The sequence below is a fragment of the Sphingomonas pruni NBRC 15498 genome, assembly GCF_001598455.1.
GTDB classification, from domain to species: Bacteria; Pseudomonadota; Alphaproteobacteria; order Sphingomonadales; family Sphingomonadaceae; genus Sphingomonas; species Sphingomonas pruni.
This window is the reverse complement of sequence record NZ_BCYZ01000027.1, coordinates 36,937-52,914: the sequence shown is the minus strand read 5'-3', so window position 1 is coordinate 52,914 and position 15,978 is coordinate 36,937. Positions and strand designations below refer to the sequence as shown.

At 65.5% G+C, this 15,978-nt stretch carries 18 protein-coding genes; 13 read left to right on the top strand and 5 right to left on the bottom strand.

The genetic code is table 11. From position 1 onward, the window contains the following. Window positions 1-146: 146 nt before the first annotated feature. Window positions 147-617, bottom strand: coding sequence for a lasso peptide biosynthesis B2 protein (locus SPR01S_RS10170; protein WP_169803416.1), 471 nt, complete (start codon window positions 615-617; stop codon window positions 147-149). A gap of 100 nt (window positions 618-717) precedes the next feature. On the opposite strand from SPR01S_RS10170, the gene SPR01S_RS10165 reads away from it, so the two are divergent. From SPR01S_RS10165 to SPR01S_RS10145, 5 genes are all read left to right on the top strand, one after another. After that, a complete protein-coding gene (locus SPR01S_RS10165; protein WP_066588914.1) occupies window positions 718-2,757 on the top strand; it encodes a M13 family metallopeptidase in 2,040 nt (679 codons plus the stop codon). Window positions 2,758-2,855: 98 nt separating this feature from the next. Next, on the top strand, window positions 2,856-3,413 hold the full coding sequence (locus SPR01S_RS10160; RefSeq protein WP_066588911.1) for a sugar O-acetyltransferase: 558 nt from the start codon (window positions 2,856-2,858) through the stop codon (window positions 3,411-3,413). Between the two features lie 56 nt (window positions 3,414-3,469). Continuing rightward, the gene (locus SPR01S_RS10155; RefSeq protein WP_066588909.1) at window positions 3,470-3,787 is read left to right on the top strand and encodes an ArsR/SmtB family transcription factor; all 318 of its coding nucleotides are present in this window, start codon (window positions 3,470-3,472) and stop codon (window positions 3,785-3,787) included. Continuing rightward, window positions 3,784-4,242, top strand: a complete 459-nt coding sequence (locus SPR01S_RS10150; protein WP_066588903.1) for an SRPBCC family protein — start codon at window positions 3,784-3,786, stop codon at window positions 4,240-4,242. The genes SPR01S_RS10155 and SPR01S_RS10150 overlap by 4 nt, the downstream gene beginning before the upstream one ends. Further along, window positions 4,242-4,931 carry a glutathione S-transferase family protein gene (locus SPR01S_RS10145; RefSeq protein WP_066588931.1) on the top strand — a complete coding sequence of 230 codons (690 nt, stop codon included), beginning with the start codon at window positions 4,242-4,244 and terminating at the stop codon, window positions 4,929-4,931. The genes SPR01S_RS10150 and SPR01S_RS10145 overlap by 1 nt, the downstream gene beginning before the upstream one ends. 19 nt (window positions 4,932-4,950) lie before the next feature. On the opposite strand, the gene SPR01S_RS10140 is transcribed toward SPR01S_RS10145, so the two are convergent. Both SPR01S_RS10140 and SPR01S_RS10135 read right to left on the bottom strand, forming a co-directional pair. Continuing rightward, complete coding sequence (locus tag SPR01S_RS10140; protein ID WP_066588893.1) at window positions 4,951-5,232, bottom strand: hypothetical protein; 282 nt, start codon at window positions 5,230-5,232, stop codon at window positions 4,951-4,953. Window positions 5,233-5,288: 56 nt separating this feature from the next. Next, window positions 5,289-6,311, bottom strand: a complete 1,023-nt coding sequence (locus tag SPR01S_RS10135) for an NAD-dependent epimerase/dehydratase family protein (protein WP_066588884.1) — start codon at window positions 6,309-6,311, stop codon at window positions 5,289-5,291. A 94-nt stretch (window positions 6,312-6,405) separates the two neighbouring features. On the opposite strand from SPR01S_RS10135, the gene SPR01S_RS10130 reads away from it, so the two are divergent. From SPR01S_RS10130 to SPR01S_RS10120, 3 genes are all read left to right on the top strand, one after another. Next, on the top strand, window positions 6,406-7,374 hold the full coding sequence (locus SPR01S_RS10130; RefSeq protein ID WP_066588882.1) for an NADPH:quinone oxidoreductase family protein: 969 nt from the start codon (window positions 6,406-6,408) through the stop codon (window positions 7,372-7,374). Window positions 7,375-7,422: 48 nt separating this feature from the next. Further along, the gene (locus tag SPR01S_RS22190; protein WP_066588879.1) at window positions 7,423-7,611 is read left to right on the top strand and encodes a DUF6471 domain-containing protein; all 189 of its coding nucleotides are present in this window, start codon (window positions 7,423-7,425) and stop codon (window positions 7,609-7,611) included. A 239-nt stretch (window positions 7,612-7,850) separates the two neighbouring features. Next, entirely contained in the window at window positions 7,851-8,501 is a 651-nt protein-coding gene (locus tag SPR01S_RS10120; RefSeq protein ID WP_066588877.1) for a hypothetical protein, read from the top strand. A 151-nt stretch (window positions 8,502-8,652) separates the two neighbouring features. Here the strand turns inward: SPR01S_RS10120 and SPR01S_RS10115 are convergent, their stop codons facing one another. Together SPR01S_RS10115 and SPR01S_RS10110 are read right to left on the bottom strand one after the other, a co-directional pair. Then, window positions 8,653-9,477 (bottom strand): flagellin N-terminal helical domain-containing protein, encoded by an 825-nt coding sequence (locus SPR01S_RS10115; protein WP_066588870.1) that lies wholly within the window; start codon window positions 9,475-9,477, stop codon window positions 8,653-8,655. Window positions 9,478-9,691: 214 nt separating this feature from the next. Next, window positions 9,692-10,513 (bottom strand): flagellin N-terminal helical domain-containing protein, encoded by an 822-nt coding sequence (locus tag SPR01S_RS10110; protein ID WP_066588868.1) that lies wholly within the window; start codon window positions 10,511-10,513, stop codon window positions 9,692-9,694. Window positions 10,514-10,753: 240 nt separating this feature from the next. Between SPR01S_RS10110 and SPR01S_RS10105 the strand changes: the two genes are divergently transcribed. From SPR01S_RS10105 to SPR01S_RS10085, 5 genes are read left to right on the top strand one after another with little or no spacing between them, the layout of a single operon-like run. Further along, complete coding sequence (locus tag SPR01S_RS10105) at window positions 10,754-12,007, top strand: sigma-54 interaction domain-containing protein (protein WP_066588866.1); 1,254 nt, start codon at window positions 10,754-10,756, stop codon at window positions 12,005-12,007. Continuing rightward, window positions 12,004-12,372: a flagellar hook-basal body complex protein FliE gene (gene fliE / locus SPR01S_RS10100; RefSeq protein ID WP_066588857.1), complete on the top strand. Its 369-nt coding sequence runs from the start codon at window positions 12,004-12,006 to the stop codon at window positions 12,370-12,372. Before SPR01S_RS10105 ends, fliE begins: the two co-directional genes overlap by 4 nt. Window positions 12,373-12,380: 8 nt before the next feature. Then, window positions 12,381-14,105 carry a flagellar basal-body MS-ring/collar protein FliF gene (gene fliF / locus SPR01S_RS10095; protein WP_066588854.1) on the top strand — a complete coding sequence of 575 codons (1,725 nt, stop codon included), beginning with the start codon at window positions 12,381-12,383 and terminating at the stop codon, window positions 14,103-14,105. Then, window positions 14,105-15,115 (top strand): flagellar motor switch protein FliG, encoded by a 1,011-nt coding sequence (gene fliG / locus SPR01S_RS10090; RefSeq protein ID WP_066588852.1) that lies wholly within the window; start codon window positions 14,105-14,107, stop codon window positions 15,113-15,115. Before fliF ends, fliG begins: the two co-directional genes overlap by 1 nt. Then, the gene (locus SPR01S_RS10085; RefSeq protein ID WP_245661940.1) at window positions 15,108-15,830 is read left to right on the top strand and encodes a FliH/SctL family protein; all 723 of its coding nucleotides are present in this window, start codon (window positions 15,108-15,110) and stop codon (window positions 15,828-15,830) included. Before fliG ends, SPR01S_RS10085 begins: the two co-directional genes overlap by 8 nt. Window positions 15,831-15,978 lie beyond the last annotated feature (148 nt).

Sequence of the window (15,978 nt, the reverse complement as noted above, 5' to 3'; positions counted from 1 at the left end):
CCCGCGACGACCCAGCCTTCGCCTGCGCCTAAACACGGTTGCTTGTTCCGGGGTCCAAGGTTCCACGACGGAATGCAGCTGTTGTTGCGCGTTGGATGCCGGAACAAGTCCGGCATGACGGTGGGAATTAAGCCGACCTTATCCCCTCACACGAAGCACGCGATCTCGCCCATCTCCTTCGGGATCGGATAGCCGGTCACCTTGACGCCCGCCGCGTCGAGCCACGCATGGGCCTCGATCGCGCGTTTATCGTTCGGGCTCGCGCCGAAACGCATCACGCTGCCGATCCCGCGCCGCCGCAGCATCGCCTGCGCCGCCATCGCCTGTTGCAGGCACACCGAACGGAACGGCATGAACGGTGCGGCCGAGCGAACCGCCCAGCCGATCGTGCGCGCCGTCGCTGCTTCATGAGGCGTGGTCGCCGCCGCCCGCTCGGCGACGCGCGGGTCGGCCGGGGCGACGAAGTCGCCCAGTCGCCGCGCCACCTTCGGGAACGGCAGGATCAGCAGGATCATCCGCGCCGCGAACATGCTGGCGCAGGCTTCCGCCACCAATGCTTGGCGTCGCCACCCCACCCCGGCCAGCGTCTTCGCTTTGTGCAGAATATTCCGCCCCATGATGCGCATCACTGACAGGGTTTATTGGCGAAGTCGATTGCGTGTGCTTTTGCTGGCCGCTATAGTTTCATAATACACGTAGGGCGGGAGTTTTTCTGAAATGAACAAGAAGGTTATCGGGCGGCTGGCGCTCGGCGCCGCGGCATTGGCGCTTGCGATCCCGGCAGTGGCGAAGATGGCGGCGACGGCGCCGCGCTACGGCGCGTTCGGCATCGACCTCACCACCCAGGACAAGGCGGTCAAGCCGGGCGACGATTTCTGGACCTATGCCAATGGCGCCTGGGCCAAGCGCACCGAGATTCCCGCCGACAAAGGATCGGTCGGCTATGGCAATATCCTGAGCGACGAGGCTGAGGCCAACGTTCGCAAGATCCTCGACGACATGGCCGCCAACCCGACCAAATATGGCGCGACCGGCAAGCAGGTCGGCGATTTCTACGCGAGCTGGATGGACGAAGCGGGGATCGAGGCCAAGGGCACCGCGCCGCTCAAGCCGTATCTCGCCAAGATCGCCGCGGTGAACGATTTGACCGGGCTGCAGACCTTGTTCGCCAGCACCGGCTATGCCTCGCCGGTCGAACTCGGCACGATGCCGAGCCTTTCGGATCCCGAGCACTATACCGCTGTCGTGGGCCAGGGCGGCCTCGGCATGCCGCGCGATTTCTACCTGCTGCAGGGTGAGAAATATGACGCTTTCCGCAAGGCCTATCGTGCCTATGTCCAGCAGATCCAGGAACTCGCCGGCATCCCCGACGCCGGCGCCAAGGCCGATGCGATCGTCGCGCTCGAAACCGCGATGGCCAAGGATCAATGGTCGCCCGAACAAAGCCGCGATATCGCCAAGCTCAACGATCCCGAGGATGTCGCCGGGCTGAAGGCCAAGGCGCCCGACTTCGATTGGGCGCTGATGCTCAAGACCGCCGGGCTCGAATCGTCGCCCAAGGTGCTGATGGCCAACAACACCGCCCTGACGGCGATGGGCAAGATCATGACCGCGACGCCGCTCCAGACGTGGAAGGACTATCTCGCTTTCCACTTCGTCAGCGACCACGCGACCTTCCTGCCCAAGGCGTTCGACGATGCGCGGTTCGATTTCTATTCGAAGACATTGTCGGGCGTGCAGGTCAAGCGCGACCGCTGGAAGCGGGGCGTGCAGTTGACCAACGGCGCGCTCGGAGAAGCGGTGGGCAAGCTCTATGTCGAGCAATATTTCCCTGCCTCGAGTCAGGCCAAAATGGCCGAGCTGATCGAGAATCTGCGCGCGGCCTATGGCAAGAAGATCGCCGGCTCGACCTGGATGGATGACGCCACCAAGAAGGCGGCCTTGGCCAAGCTGGCGGCGTTCGAACCGCGCATCGGGCACCCGGTCAAATATATCGATTATTCGTCGCTTCAGGTCGAACGCGGCGACCTGCTCGGCAATGCGATGCGTTCCGCCGAGTTCGATCATCAGCTCGACCTGCAGCGTTTCCCCAAGCCGGTGGACCGGACCCTGTGGGGGATGACCCCGCAGACGGTGAACGCCTATTACAATCCGCTCGCCAACCAGATCACTTTCCCGGCGGCGATCCTGCAGCCGCCCTATTTCGATCCCAATGCCGATCCGGCCGTCAATTACGGGGCGATCGGAGCGATCATCGGCCATGAAATGGGCCATGGATTCGACGATCAGGGCAGCCAGTTCGGCCCCACCGGCAAGTTCGAGAATTGGTGGACCGACGCGGCGAAGAAATCGTACGGCGAACATACCGCCGCGCTCGCTGCGCAATATGACGGCTACGAAGCGATCCCGGGGACCAAGATCAACGGCAAGCTGACGCTGGGCGAGAATATCGGCGACCTCAGCGGCGTCGAAGCGGCCTATGCCGCCTATCAGCTCTATCAGGCGAAGCACGGCAAGGCGCCGGTGATCGGCGGCCTGACCGGCGATCAGCGCTTCTTCCTTGCCTATGCCCAGGCCTGGCAGGCGAAATTGCGTGACGGCTTGCAGCGCCAGCTGCTGCTGACCGACCCGCATTCGCCGGCCAAGTATCGCGTCAACGGCATCGTCCGGAACTTCGACCCTTGGTACAAGGCGTTCGACATCAAGCCGGGCGACGCTTTGTACCTGCCGCCCGAAAAGCGCGTCCATATCTGGTAATCGTTCGAGAGATCGAACCGGCAGGGGCGTCCGCGACATGATCGCGGGCGCCCCTTTGTTGTTAGACAAGCCCGCCAGTTCGCAATGAGAGGATTCGCATGCCGGACAAGGATCGCACGATCAGAATCCACCGCCGCACGCCCGAATCCGCGGCGATGGTGGCGAATACCCAGCGTGCGCTGGCGATCACACCTGTCCTCAACCGCCTGACCTATGCCGATGGCGAGGAAATCCGGGCCGTGTTCAGCGATCTGATCGGCAACCCGGTCGACGACAGCTTCATGCTGATCCCGCCTTTCTATACCGCGAATGGCCGCGACATCCGCGTCGGGCGCAACGTCTTCATCAACCAGAATTGCACGATCTACGACCTCGGCGGCGTCGATATCGGCGACGACGTGCTGATCGGCCCGAACGTCAGCATCATCACCACCGGCCATCCGCTCGAGCCCTCGCGGCGGCGCGACGGTGTGACCGCGGCGCCGATCGTGATCGAACGCAATGTGTGGATCGCCGCCGGCGCGACGATCATCGGCGGCGTCACGGTCGGCGAGAATTCGGTCGTCGCGGCAGGAGCGGTGGTAACCAGGGATGTCCCTCCGAACAGCCTGGTCGCCGGCGTGCCGGCCAAGGTCATCCGTTCGCTAGAGGGCTGAGCGAGCGTCGCCATCCGGCGCTTGACTATAATGTTAGCGATGGCTTACCGTAAGCCATGGCTAACCGAATCGCTGTCGCGCTCAATGCGCTTGCCGATCCCACGCGTCGGACGATCTTCGAGCGCGTTGGCGCCGCTCCCGGCGCGGTGGGCGAGATCGCCGCCGGGTTGCCGGTATCGCGGCCGGCGGTGTCGCAGCATCTCAAGGTGCTGAAGGAGGCCGGGCTGGTGACTGACACGCCCGACGGCACGCGCCGCGTCTATCGCCTCGACCCCCGCGGGCTGGGTGCCTTGCGCGACTGGCTCGACCGCTTCTGGGGCGACCAGCTCGGCGCGTTCAAGGATTTTGCCGACCAGCAGGAGAGCTCCGAATGAGCATTGCCCCGATCGTCCAGTCGGTGACCGTCGCGGTGCCGCCCGATCGCGCCTTTACATTGTTCACCGGGTCGATCGGCCGGTGGTGGAAGCGCGGCATGACGATCGGCGCCAAGCCGCATGAGGAGGTCGTGATCGAGTCGCGCGCCGGCGGGCGCTGGTTCGAGCGCGACGAGGATGGCGCCGAGACCGAATGGGGCAAGGTGCTGGCCTGGGAACCGCCCGGCCGCGTGCTGCTCGGCTGGCAGATCGATGCCGCGTTCAAATACGACCCCGATCTCACCACCGAAGTCGAAGTGACGTTCGTACCCGACGGCACCGGCACGCGCGTGACGCTGACCCACAGCCGGCTCGAACGCTTCGGCGAATCGGCCGAGCGAATCGCCGCGCAGCTTGGCGGCGGCTGGCCGGGTCTGCTGCAATTGTTCGCCGAACTTACCGAAAAGGAGGCATGATGACCGACTTCGTGATCCACGGCATTCCCGGCAGCCCCTATGTCCGCGCGCCGTTGCTCGTGCTGGAGGAAAAGGGTCTGCCGTGGCGGCTCGAGCCTTTGCCGATGGGCGGCAATCGCACGCCCGAATACAAGGCGCGACTGCATCCCTTCGCCAAGATTCCGGTGCTCGATCACGGCGATTTCCGTCTCTACGAAACGCGGGCGATCCTCGATTATATCGATCAGATCGCGCCCGAGCCGGCGCTGACGCCGACCGATTGCAAGCTGCGGGCCCGGATGAACCAGGTGATCGGGATCGTCGATTCCTATGTCGCGCCGCGGCTCAGCGGCGCGGTGACCTTTCCTCGCCTCGTCGCGCCGCATTTCGGTATTCCGGTCGACGATGCGGCGGTGGTCGCCGCGATCCCGGCCGCGCAGGAAGTGGTCGACGAGCTCGCGCGCCTGCTTGGCGATCAGAACTATGTGGCGGGGCCGGCGCTGAGCCTCGCCGATCTGATGTTGATACCGCACTTCGTCTTCCTGCCCGATTTCGCCGAGGGCGCGGCGTTCCTCGCGTCGCACGCCAATCTTGCTGATTGGATCGAACGCGTGAAAGGTCGGCCGAGCATGGCGGCGACCGATTGGAGCGTACTGCTCGATCGATTCCCAATACCACAAGCGGCGCAACCGATGGCGACTCACGCCTAGCAGGCGGGCCAGGGCAAGTTCAGTTCGACGCGCCCCACAGGGTTGCGCGATCGCGCGCGAGCGACTTCATGAAATCGTCGAGATCTGTCAGCCGCGTCTCGATCTCGCCGGCATCGACGCCGCGCCAGACCGAAATATCGTAGCCGGCCTTGGCTTTCTTGAGGTCCTGGCCGGCGCGATAGCGGTCGGTGATGTAGAGCAGTTCGAGCAATTCGGTGGGCCGATTGCGTTCGCCGGCGATGATGACCCCGTATTTCACGAGATATTCCGTCATGATGCCGTCGTTCGATGTGCTGACCATCGCTATCCCCTATCTCGTGACTCGGAGATGGGGTGCCGACGATAACGAGTCCAGTGCTAAACCTTCGACACCCCCATCGCGATCAGGCTCTCGGCGGTGTCGACCACGCTGTCGGCGGCAGGCCGCGGGCGCCAGCCGAGCTTGTCCATCGCGTGGGTCGGCTCGGCGTGGCGGACCTTGCCGAGCTCGCCGATCAGCTGGCGCACCGCGGGGTCGAACAGCGCCACGATCCGCATCACCCAATTGGGCATCCGCCGCGTCGGCACCTTGCCGGCGTGGTCGGGCAGCCGCTCGCGCAGGATCGCGGCGATCTCGATGAGGCGCAGGAAACCGTGCGGCGCCACTGCCATGAAGCGCTCGCCGCTGATGTCTGGCGCGGACAGCGCGCGGACATGGAGGTCGGCGACATCGCGGACGTCGACCAGGTTCAGACCGAGATCGGGCAATGCCGGATAGGCGCCCTCGAGCACGCGCTTCACCACTTCGAGCGACGGCGAGAAATCGGTGCCGAGTAGCGGCCCCAATACCAGCCCGGGATTGACCGTGACGAATTCCAGGCTGCCGCCCTCGGCCGCGATCCAGTCGCGCGCCGCGCGCTCGGCGATCGTCTTCGACTTGGCATAGGCCGAGACGCCGCTCGCCGCGACATCGGTCCAGTCGGCCTCGGTGAAAACCTCCTTGCCCGCGGCGCGGCCATAGAAGCTCGCGGCCACCGACGAGGTCATCACCAGCCGCGTGACCCCGGCATCGCGGGCGAAGCGGAGCGCGCGCAACGCGCCGTCGCGCGCCGGCACGATCACTTCGTTTTCGTCCTTCACCGCGTGCATGGGGACGGGGGAGGCCATGTGGACGACATGGCTGCACCCGGCCATCGCCTCGGCCCAGCCGGCGTCGCTGGTCAGGTCGGCGGCAAAAAAGGACAGGCGGTCATTGTCCACCTTGAGCCAGTCGCGAACCTCGGCTTCGCGGTTGAGGTTGCGGATCGTGGCACGGACCGTCCAGCCCTGCTCGATCAGCTGGCGGATGGTGAAGCCGGCGATATAGCCGCTGCCCCCGGTGACCAGAACGACGCCCGTCATACCCCTCTCCCTCGGCTATATGGCTATCATATTGGTTGCATAGTGCAACGCGTTGGCGATTGACCGGCACGCGCGGGCGGGGGACAGCAGGGCGATGAAAGCGCTGGTGGTTTCCCAACTCGGTCCCGATTTCGCCGGCTGCGCGCTGGCCGACCTGCCCGATCCGGAGCGCGGGCCGGGCCAGGTGCTGATCCGCGTGCGCGCGGCCTCGCTCAATTTTCCCGACCTGTTGATGACCGAGGGCAAATATCAGCTGAAGCCCGATCTGCCGTTCGTGCCCGGGATGGAAGTCGCCGGAGAGGTGGTGGAAGCCGATCGCGACAGCGGGTTCGCGCCCGGCGACGCGGTGGTCGCGGGAACGCGGCTCGGCGGGTTCGCCGAATTGGTCGCGGCCGATGCGCGAAGCGTGCGGCGGCTGCCGGCCAATCTCGATTTCGCCGCCGGCGCCAGCGTCGGCGCGGCATACAACACTGCTTATGTTTCGCTGGTGCGCTGCGCCAATGTCCAGCCGGGTGAGTGGGTGCTGGTCCACGGTGCGAGCGGCGGGGTCGGGCTGGCCGCGGTCGATCTCGCCAAGGCGCTCGGCGCGCGGGTCATCGCGACGTCGCGTTCGCCGGACAAGCTCGCGACGGTGGCGGCGGACTATAGCGTCGACGCGACCTTGCCGGCGCCGGGCTTTCGCGAGGCGGTCAAGGAGATCACTGGCGGCGGTGCCGATGTAATCTTCGACCCGGTCGGCGGCGACATATTCGACGAAAGCACGCGGTGTATCGCGTTCGGCGGGCGATTGCTGGTGATCGGCTTCACCTCGGGACGGATCGCGAGCGTCGCCACCAACATCCCGCTGATCAAGGGATTCTCGGTGATCGGCGTGCGCGCCGGCGAATATGGCCGCCGCTTTCCCGACAAGGGCAGAGAGAATCAGGACGCTATCTGGGCGCTCGCGGCGGAAGGCCGCATCCGCCCGCGCGTCGATCGCCGCTACGCGCTGGCCGACTGGCGCGCGGCGTTCGAGGCGATGCGCGACAGCCGGATGATCGGCAAGATCGTGATCGAGCCGTAGAGTTCTTTTCAGCTTCGCTGTCACGGTGCCGGCCCGTTCAAGCGGTGGCTGAAAGCCGAGCTTCCCCGCAAGGGGATGACCTGCGCCGACCTGGTCGGGGAGCTGTGGGACATCGGCGTAATAGACACAGAGCTGAATATCAGGAACAAGATCGGCCGGGGTAAATTCACAGCGGTGTTCTTGATCCAATGCCTAGAGGCTACCGGTGTATCGTCGTTGCGGCTATCGGATGGTTAGCCTTAACCGGGGCGGCCCAAACTGAAGGTGAGCAGGGGAATAACGCGCAAGCTGAGACCAGTGGCAAAAAGCCAAGAGCCGCCGCGCCGATCGCCGACCGATCCCCCGCTCCCGATCGTCGCACAAGCGATCAAGGCACATGCATAACAGCCGACAGCAAAACAGAAAATTGCGATAGGGCCGTCGCGCAAGCGACCATCGATCAGTCTCGCTATTCGTACTGGCAAACTTGGTTTGGCATGTTGGGCCTCATCGTAGGGTTTGGTACCCTTTTCGCCGCCTTCCTTGCTGCCAGATGGGCTAAGCGGGCCGCAGTCCACACCGGGAATGGCGTCACAGAGGCTGCCAAGGCCGCAGCCGCTGCGGAGCGTCAACTCGCTTTGTCCGAGCACGCTTTTACCGCCCTTGAGCGTCCGTACATATTGGTGGAGATCGATAGTGCGGGGGTCGCCGAGCAGCTTCCGCGCTTGGCCGAACGCGCAGCGGGAGCGGACAGCAAACGATGGCCCATCTTCTTGACCTATGCCGTCAAGAATTTTGGGAAGACCCCGGCGATAGTTAGCACGATCAGCGCAGAGTTCGCCATTTGGCCCAAGATTCCACCGGACTATCGGTACCCACCAAACCAGTTTCTCGACTCCGACTTTGTCATCGGAGCCCAGGATGAACGCGCCTTCGAATGCGTCTCGTCCATGCCCTATTCCGTTGAGGCTTTTGAGAGCGTCGGAGAAGAGCGCGCCTTCGCCTTTTTCATTGGTCGTGTCGATTATGCCAGCGCGAGCGGTCAGCAGTATGAAACCGAGTTCTGTTGGCAGTACCATCCGGCAACCGAAAAACGCCGAGCCTTCATCAGTCAGGCCGGTTGCAGGGATTGGAACCGTCGCACCTAGCGTATTGCAGGCCCCGTACCGCAACCGAGTCCAACCCCGCAAAAACAAGAAACCCCGGCGGTCGCGAAGACCGCCGGGGTTCGTGGTCGGCCCCGACACCCTGTGAAGGGGGGTTGGTGCCGAGGCCGTACGCCTTTGGCGCTTACGCGCCTCAGCCGCCCAGCAGTTTGAGCACGCCCTGCGAGCTCTGGTTCGCCTGCGCCAGCATCGCCGTCGACGCCTGGCTCAGGATCTGCGCCTTGGCGAGGTTGGTCGATTCGGCCGAGAAGTCGGCGTCCTGGATGCGGCTGCGCGCGTCGGTCAGGTTGGTCGCGTTGTTGGTCAGGTTGTTGACCGCCGACTGCAGGCGGTTCTGACCCGCGCCGAGGCCGGCGCGCGTGGTCGACACTTCGGCGATCGCATCGTCGAACGCCGACAAAGTGAGGCCGGTCTTCATCTTGTTGGCGGTGAAATCGACCACCGCCGACAGCTTGGTCGTCGCGGCGTTGAGCTGGGTGAACGACATCGTGACGGTGTCGGTCGAATTGGCGCCCGCCTGGATCGTGACGTTGTTGGTCGCGGTCGCGAACAGGTTCTTGCCGTTATAGCTGGTGTTGGCGATGATCGAGCTGATCTGCGCGCCCAGTGCGTCCTGCTCCGCCGTGATGTTGGCGGCGTCGCTGGCCGAATAGGTGCCGTTGGCGCCCTGCACCGCGAGCTCGCGCATGCGCTGCAGCATGTTGGTGACTTCGTCGAGCGCACCTTCGGCGGTCTGCGCCATCGAGATGCCGTCATTGGCGTTGCGTACGCCCTGGTTCATGCCGCGGATCTGCGCGGTCATCGACGCCGAGATGGCGAGGCCGGCGGCATCGTCCTTGGCCGAGTTGATGCGCATGCCCGTGGACAGGCGGTTCATGGCCGTCGACAAGGCGTCGTTGGCTTTGGTCGAAGCATTCTGCGCTCGAAGCGCGGAAATGTTGCTACCGATAACGGTCATAATGGTCTCCGTTGCTGACGCTCCCCGCCACCCCCAAGGCAGTAGGTCGAGCCGTCGACAGCAACGAACGACCGCTTTCGCGACCGTTTAAGTAAATTTTTTCGTCACCATGAAAATCCCGGCGGCGATCGGCCGCCGGGATCTTCTGGTACGCTTCACTCGAAGCCTGTCCTGCCCAGCCCTCGGGGGGATGGGACCGGGCAGGATTTCTTCATTAGCCGAGCAGCTTGAGCACGCCCTGCTGCGACTGGTTGGCCTGGGCCAGCATCGAGGTCGACGCCTGGGCCAGGATCTGCGCCTTCGCCAGGTTGGTCGATTCCGACGAGAAGTCGGCGTCCTGGATGCGGCTGCGCGCGTCGGTCAGGTTGGTCGCGTTGCTGGTCAGGTTGTTGACCGCCGACTGCAGACGGTTCTGGCTGGCGCCGAGACCCGCGCGGGTCGTCGACACTTCGTTGATCGCGTCGTCGAACGCGCTCAGCGCCAGACCGGTCTTCATCTTGCCGGCGGCGAAATCGACAACCGCCGACAGCTTGGTCGTACCGGCGTTCAGCTGGGTGAAGTCGACCGAGATCGCGTCGGCCGTGTTGGCGCCGGCCTGGACCGACACGGTGTTCGATGCCGTGGCGAACAGGTTCTTGCCGTTGAACGCGGTGTTGGTGACGATCGAGCCGATCTGCGCCGACAGAGCGTCCTGCTCCGCGGTGATGTTGGCGGCGTCGGTGGTCGAATAGGTGCCGTTGGCCGACTGCACCGCGAGCTCACGCATACGCTGCAGCATGTTGTTGACCTCGTCCAGCGCGCCTTCACCGGTCTGCGCCATCGAGATGCCGTCATTGGCGTTGCGGACGCCCTGGTTCATGCCCTTGATCTGGGCGGTCATCGAGGCCGAGATGGCGAGGCCAGCGGCGTCGTCCTTGGCCGAGTTGATGCGCATGCCGGTCGACAGGCGGTTCATCGCCGTCGAGAGGGCCAGGTTGGCCTGGTTAGAGGCGTTGGTGGCGCGGAGCGCCGCTACGTTGCTTCCGATAACAGTCATGTCCGAGTCTCCACTTGCTACGACGATCCCCGCCTCTCCCCCGAAACTGTGCGAGGGGCCGAGCCGTCTGAAGCAGAGAACGGCAACCTTTTGCCGGGCTTTAGGCAAAAAATTGCCGGTGCTTTGCCGGTCGATTCCATTCCGGGTAGCCACGCGGTAATTTTTTGCCGCTTTTGCCGGATGGTTTACGCCTCGTTTACCATATGCCGGGCATTGCCCCTTTTAACGAAGGGGGAATTCATGCGTTCGATCTTTCCATCCGCCTCGGTGGTCCGGCAAAAATATGCCCTGGTCTCGTCGCTGCGTGCGCAGGGCCTGGGTGTCGCAGAGGGCGATGCCCGGCCGCAGGCGAATGACGTGTTCCTGGTGATGGAAGGCGAGACGCCGCCGATCGCGGACCGTACGCTGGTGATCGGCAGCGAAGGGCAGGGATTCCGCCGCGGATCGGGCGGGACGCCGGCGCGGCTGTCGTTCGGCCCGGCCGACAATGCGATCGGATCGGCCTTTGCTTATGCTTATGCCGCCGGCCCCGAAGCGCCGACCGCGGCCGACCCCGAAAGCCTGGCGCTGTTCGCGCTGGCCGAGCGCGTCGCCGATGCCGACATCACCGTGCTGATCAACGGCCCGACCGGGACCGGCAAGGAAGTGCTCGCGCGCACCATCCACCTGAAATCGCGCCGCCGCGACAAGCCGTTCGTTGCGATCAATTGCGCGGCGCTTCCGGAAACCATGCTCGAAGCGCTGCTGTTCGGCCACCAGAAAGGCGCCTTCACCGGCGCCAGCGCGGCGGGCGAAGGGTTCTTCCGCGCGGCCGAGGGCGGCACCTTGCTGCTCGACGAGATCGCCGAGATGCCGCTTCAGCTGCAGGCCAAATTGCTCCGCGTGCTGCAGGAGCGCGAGGTCATCCCGATCGGTGCCTCGACCCCGATCCCGATCGACGTCCGCATCATCGCCTGCGCCAACCGCGACCTGCAGGACGAAGTCGCCGCCGGCCGCTTCCGCTCCGACCTCTATTATCGCCTGTCGGTATTTCCGCTGACCACGCGCGCGCTGGCCGATCGCCCGCAGGATATTCCCGCGCTCGCCGCGGCGATGATCCTGCGCCATTCGGGCACGCGCCAGTCGATCCCCTGGCCCGACCAGGGCGCCATCGACACGCTGATGGCGCATGACTGGCCGGGCAATGTCCGTGAGCTCGAGAACGTGATCCAGCGCGCCTTGCTGTTCGCCGCCGGCGACACGATCAGCGCGAGCCATATCGTGTTCGACCGTCGTCCCGAGCCCAAGGCCGATCCGGTTCCGGCGCGCAATGCCGACACGCTCGCCAATGTCGTCCAGTTCAGCGAGTTCCAGGCGATCCGCGAAACGCTCGCCGCCTGCGGCGGCAGCCGGATCGAGACCGCGCGCCGGCTCGGCATTTCCGAACGCACGCTTCGCTATCGTCTCGCGCGAGCGCGCGAGCAGGGTGAAGATATCACGAGGATGTGGGCATGAGCGGCATCAACGGCATTGGCGGCGCGATGAGCGTCGACCGGGTGATGGCGCTGCGCGCGCAGATCCTGGAACGCAATACCGCACTGGCGCGGGCCGGGGCGGCGGGGCCGACCGCCGCGCCAGCCGCGGTCCAGCCGGCCGGACCGGCCAGTTTCGCGGACTCGCTGACCAGCGCGCTCAACAGCGTCAACGACAGCCAGAACCGCGCGTCCGACATCTCCGCCGCCTATGAACGCGGCGAGACGATCGACATCGCCAAGGTGATGTTGGCCCGCCAGGAGGCGTCGGTCAGCTTCGAAGCAACCTTGCAAGTCAGGAACAAGCTCTTGTCCGCCTACAAGGACATCATGAGCATGCCGGTGTGAGATAGGCCATGAGCAACGAACTTACACAGACATCGCCGCTCGCCACCGAGCGTTTCGCCAACCCGCTGAAGCAGGTCCAGGGAATGCTGGGGCAACCCGCGATCCGCCGCAGCCTGCCGATGATCCTGATGGTCGGGCTGATCGCGTCCGCCGCGCTCGCCTGGTTCATGCTGTCCACGCCGACGCAGAAGACCCTGTTCACGGGGCTGCCCGATACGGACAAGGCACAGGTCATGGCCGCTCTCAAGACCGGCGGGATCACCGGCCGGATCGACGAGGCGACTGACGCGCTGACCGTCAACGAGGACGATTATTCCAAGGCGCGGATGCTGCTGGCGGGGCAAGGCCTGCCCAAAGCGGCGCCGGGCGGTTACGCGATCCTCGACAACCTGCCGATGGGCGTCAGCCGCGCGGTGGAAGGCGAACGCCTGCGCCAGGCGCGCGAGACCGAGCTTGCCCGCTCGATCCAGGATATCGATGCCGTCGCCGAGGCGCGCGTCCATCTCGCCGTACCCGAAAACACCGTGTTCGTGCGCGATAACGCCGCCCCGTCGGCCAGCGTCATCGTCAAGCTCCAGGCTGGGCGTGCGCTGAGCGATGCCCAGGTCTCGTCGATCGTCAATCTCGTCGCCTCGTCGGTACCGGGGATGAAGCCCGACGACGTCACCATCGTCGACCAGATGGGCGCTTTGTTGTCCAAGCCCGGTAGCGCCGGCAGCGACAGCAACGACGCCGCGGTGCGCTATCAGCGCCAGGTCGAACAGAAATATCGCGAGCAGCTGACCCAGCTGCTGACGCCCTTGGTCGGCGCCGGCAATTTCACCGCCGAGGTGACGGCCGACGTCAATCTCGACGACACCAGCTCGACCCGCGAAAGCTATGACAAGTCCGGCGCGCTGCGTGCCGAGCAGGGCAATTGGACCAACAAGGATGCGCCAAGCGCGCAGGCGCCGGGCGGAATCCCGGGCGCATTGTCCAACACCCCGCCGCCGCCGACCACGGTGGCGACGCCGACGCCCACCCCGACTCCCGCTCCCGCTCCCGGTGCGGCGCCAGCGGCGGGCGCGCCTGCCGCCGCAGCCGGTGCTGCCGCCTCGCCGGTGATGCCCGACACCGCCAAGGCGAGCGACAGCTATGCCCGTGCCTATGATCTCGGCCGCGAAGTCTCGGTCACCCGCAACGCCCCCGGCGCGCTCCGGCGTCTGTCGGTGGCGGTCGTCCTGCGCGATGTCGAAGGGTCGAAGCCGCGCTCGCCGGTCGAGATGCAGCAGATCACGCAATTGGTGAACTCAGCAGTCGGCGCCAACGCGGCGCGCGGCGATCAGGTCACCGTGATCAGCCGCCGCTTCGCCGCCGCCCCCGATCTCGGCGGTGGACAGCCCTGGTACGAGAGCGGCTGGCTGGCGATGGTGCTGCGCAACGTCACCGCGATCGTCATCGCCTTGCTGGTGCTGATGCTCGGCGTCCGCCCGCTGTCGAAGGCGCTGATGAAGAAGCGCGAGGATACCGGGCGCGGTGCGGCCGGACGTGACCTCAACGCGACCTTCGGGATCGGCTCGCCGATGGCACCCGGCACCGGCAGTGGCCCCAACGGGCAGCCGGTCAGCATCGACGCGCTCGAAAGTGCGCAGAATTTCGACGACCGGATCGGGATGGTCCGCGGCTTCACCCGCGACAACCCGACGCGCGCCGCGCTCGCGGTGCGTGACATGATCAAATCGGACGCCCGCTGATGAACGCTCCCGCCTCTTTCCGCGCCTATTCGGGTGTCGAACGCGCCGCCGTGCTGATGATGCTGGTCGGCGAGGAGGAGGCCGCGGCCATCCTCCAGAAGCTCGATCCCGAGGAAGTTCGCCAGCTCGGCAAGGCGATGTTCGCGGTCGCCGATGTCGGCGAACCCGAGGTGCAGATGGTGCTCGACGATTTCGTCGGCAAAGCGCGCGACCGCACCGCGATCGGGTTCGATCCCAAGCCGATCATCGAGACGATGATGACGCGCGCGCTCGGTCCCGAAAAGGCCGACAGCGTGCTGGCGCGGATCACCCCGCCCGACGCGCAATGCCAGATCGACCTGCTCGACTGGATGGATGCCGCCGAGATCGCGGCGATGATCGAGAAGGAACATCCGCAAATCGCCGCGGTGGTGATCGCCAATCTCGATCAGGACGTCGCGGGGCAAGTGCTCGAATTGCTGCCCGATGCAGCGCAACCCGAAATCCTGCACCGCGTCGCGCGGCTGGGACCGATCACGCCCGAGGCGGTCGATACGCTCCGCACGATGCTCGCCAATCGCAGCGGCGCCGGCGGGCAGCCGGCTGGCGTGATGCTCGGTGGTACCAAGGAAGCCGCCCGCATCCTGTCGGGTGCGCGCAAGACCACCGAGCAGCGCGTGATGCCCAAGCTGTTCAAGATCGATCGCGAAGTCGCCAAGGCGATCGAGGAAGCGTTGTTCGTGTTCGAGAACCTGCTCGATATGGACGACAAGAATCTGGGCACGCTGATCCGCAATGTCGACAGCGACCTGCTTACCCGTGCGCTCAAGGGCGTCGACGAGGCAACCCGCAACCGCTTCCTCGGCTGTATGTCGTCGCGCGCCGCCGACGGCATCCGCGACGAGATGGAAGCACGCGGCCCGATGAAGCTCAGCGAAGTGCTCGACGCGCAAAAGGCGATCATCCAGCTCGCCCGCGCGTTGGCCAAGGACGGCACGATCATGATGGGCGGCGACGACGATTATGTCTGACCGCCAGATGCCCGATTTCGTCGCCGGCTTCGCCAGCCGCCACGACCAGGCGGGGGCCGCCTTGCGCCGCGCCTTCGCCGCCAAGGGCGTCGCTTTCTCGCCGCGCGACATGACTCCCGAACCGCCGCCGGCACCCGATGCGCGGCCGCGCCATTTCGAACCGGCGGATCGCCAGGAGGATCCGACAGAGGGCTGGGATCCGTTCGATACGACGCAACAGCCGTCGGGGTTCGTCGATCCGATCGCCACCGCCAAGGCGCTCGGTTATGAGGAAGGCGTTGCCGCGGCGATGGCCCAGATCGCCGCCAATACGGCGCGCGACCGCGCCTTGATCGACGGCCTGACCGCCGCGATCAACGACGATCGCCGCATCGATCGCGACCGGCTGGCCGGGCATCTTCGGCAGACCGTAATGGAATTGGTTCGCCAGTTGGTGGCCGAGGCAGGGATCGACGCCGGCCTGCTCAACCGCCGCGTCGTGCTCGCCGCCGGCATGCTCGCCGACGACGCCGAATCGGCGGTGCTGCGGCTCAACCCCGAGGACATGCCGCTGGTCGACGGGCATCTGCCCAGCAACATCTTCGCTGCCGGCGATATCAAGGTCGAGCGCGGCCATTTCGTGCTCGAATCCGCCGCGACCATCGTCGAGGACGGCCCGGACCTGTGGATCGAGCAACTCGCCCAGGCGATCGACCGCGCGGCGTTGCCGGAATGAGTGTGGCTCTTTCAATCCTCCCCGGAACGGGGAGGGGGACCGCGCGACGTAGTCGCGTGGTGGAGGGGGCCCATCCTGCGGCCACCTTCTCGCTTTTTGCTCGTTTGGGGTTGGCCCCCCTCCACCAAGCCGCTGCGCGTCTTGGTCC

Coding starts and splice junctions, on each gene's coding strand:
- SPR01S_RS10085 (WP_245661940.1), top strand. CDS start 15,108: ATGTCTGACCGCCAGATGCCCGATTTCGTCGCCGGCTTCGCCAGCCGC.
- SPR01S_RS10165 (WP_066588914.1), top strand. CDS start 718: ATGAACAAGAAGGTTATCGGGCGGCTGGCGCTCGGCGCCGCGGCATTG.
- fliE (WP_066588857.1), top strand. CDS start 12,004: ATGAGCGGCATCAACGGCATTGGCGGCGCGATGAGCGTCGACCGGGTG.
- SPR01S_RS10120 (WP_066588877.1), top strand. CDS start 7,851: ATGTTGGGCCTCATCGTAGGGTTTGGTACCCTTTTCGCCGCCTTCCTT.
- SPR01S_RS10115 (WP_066588870.1), bottom strand. CDS start 9,477: ATGACCGTTATCGGTAGCAACATTTCCGCGCTTCGAGCGCAGAATGCT.
- SPR01S_RS10140 (WP_066588893.1), bottom strand. CDS start 5,232: ATGGTCAGCACATCGAACGACGGCATCATGACGGAATATCTCGTGAAA.
- SPR01S_RS10155 (WP_066588909.1), top strand. CDS start 3,470: ATGGCTAACCGAATCGCTGTCGCGCTCAATGCGCTTGCCGATCCCACG.
- SPR01S_RS10105 (WP_066588866.1), top strand. CDS start 10,754: ATGCGTTCGATCTTTCCATCCGCCTCGGTGGTCCGGCAAAAATATGCC.
- SPR01S_RS10150 (WP_066588903.1), top strand. CDS start 3,784: ATGAGCATTGCCCCGATCGTCCAGTCGGTGACCGTCGCGGTGCCGCCC.
- SPR01S_RS10110 (WP_066588868.1), bottom strand. CDS start 10,513: ATGACTGTTATCGGAAGCAACGTAGCGGCGCTCCGCGCCACCAACGCC.
- SPR01S_RS10130 (WP_066588882.1), top strand. CDS start 6,406: ATGAAAGCGCTGGTGGTTTCCCAACTCGGTCCCGATTTCGCCGGCTGC.
- fliF (WP_066588854.1), top strand. CDS start 12,381: ATGAGCAACGAACTTACACAGACATCGCCGCTCGCCACCGAGCGTTTC.
- SPR01S_RS10160 (WP_066588911.1), top strand. CDS start 2,856: ATGCCGGACAAGGATCGCACGATCAGAATCCACCGCCGCACGCCCGAA.
- SPR01S_RS10145 (WP_066588931.1), top strand. CDS start 4,242: ATGACCGACTTCGTGATCCACGGCATTCCCGGCAGCCCCTATGTCCGC.
- SPR01S_RS10135 (WP_066588884.1), bottom strand. CDS start 6,311: ATGACGGGCGTCGTTCTGGTCACCGGGGGCAGCGGCTATATCGCCGGC.
- SPR01S_RS10170 (WP_169803416.1), bottom strand. CDS start 617: ATGGGGCGGAATATTCTGCACAAAGCGAAGACGCTGGCCGGGGTGGGG.
- fliG (WP_066588852.1), top strand. CDS start 14,105: ATGAACGCTCCCGCCTCTTTCCGCGCCTATTCGGGTGTCGAACGCGCC.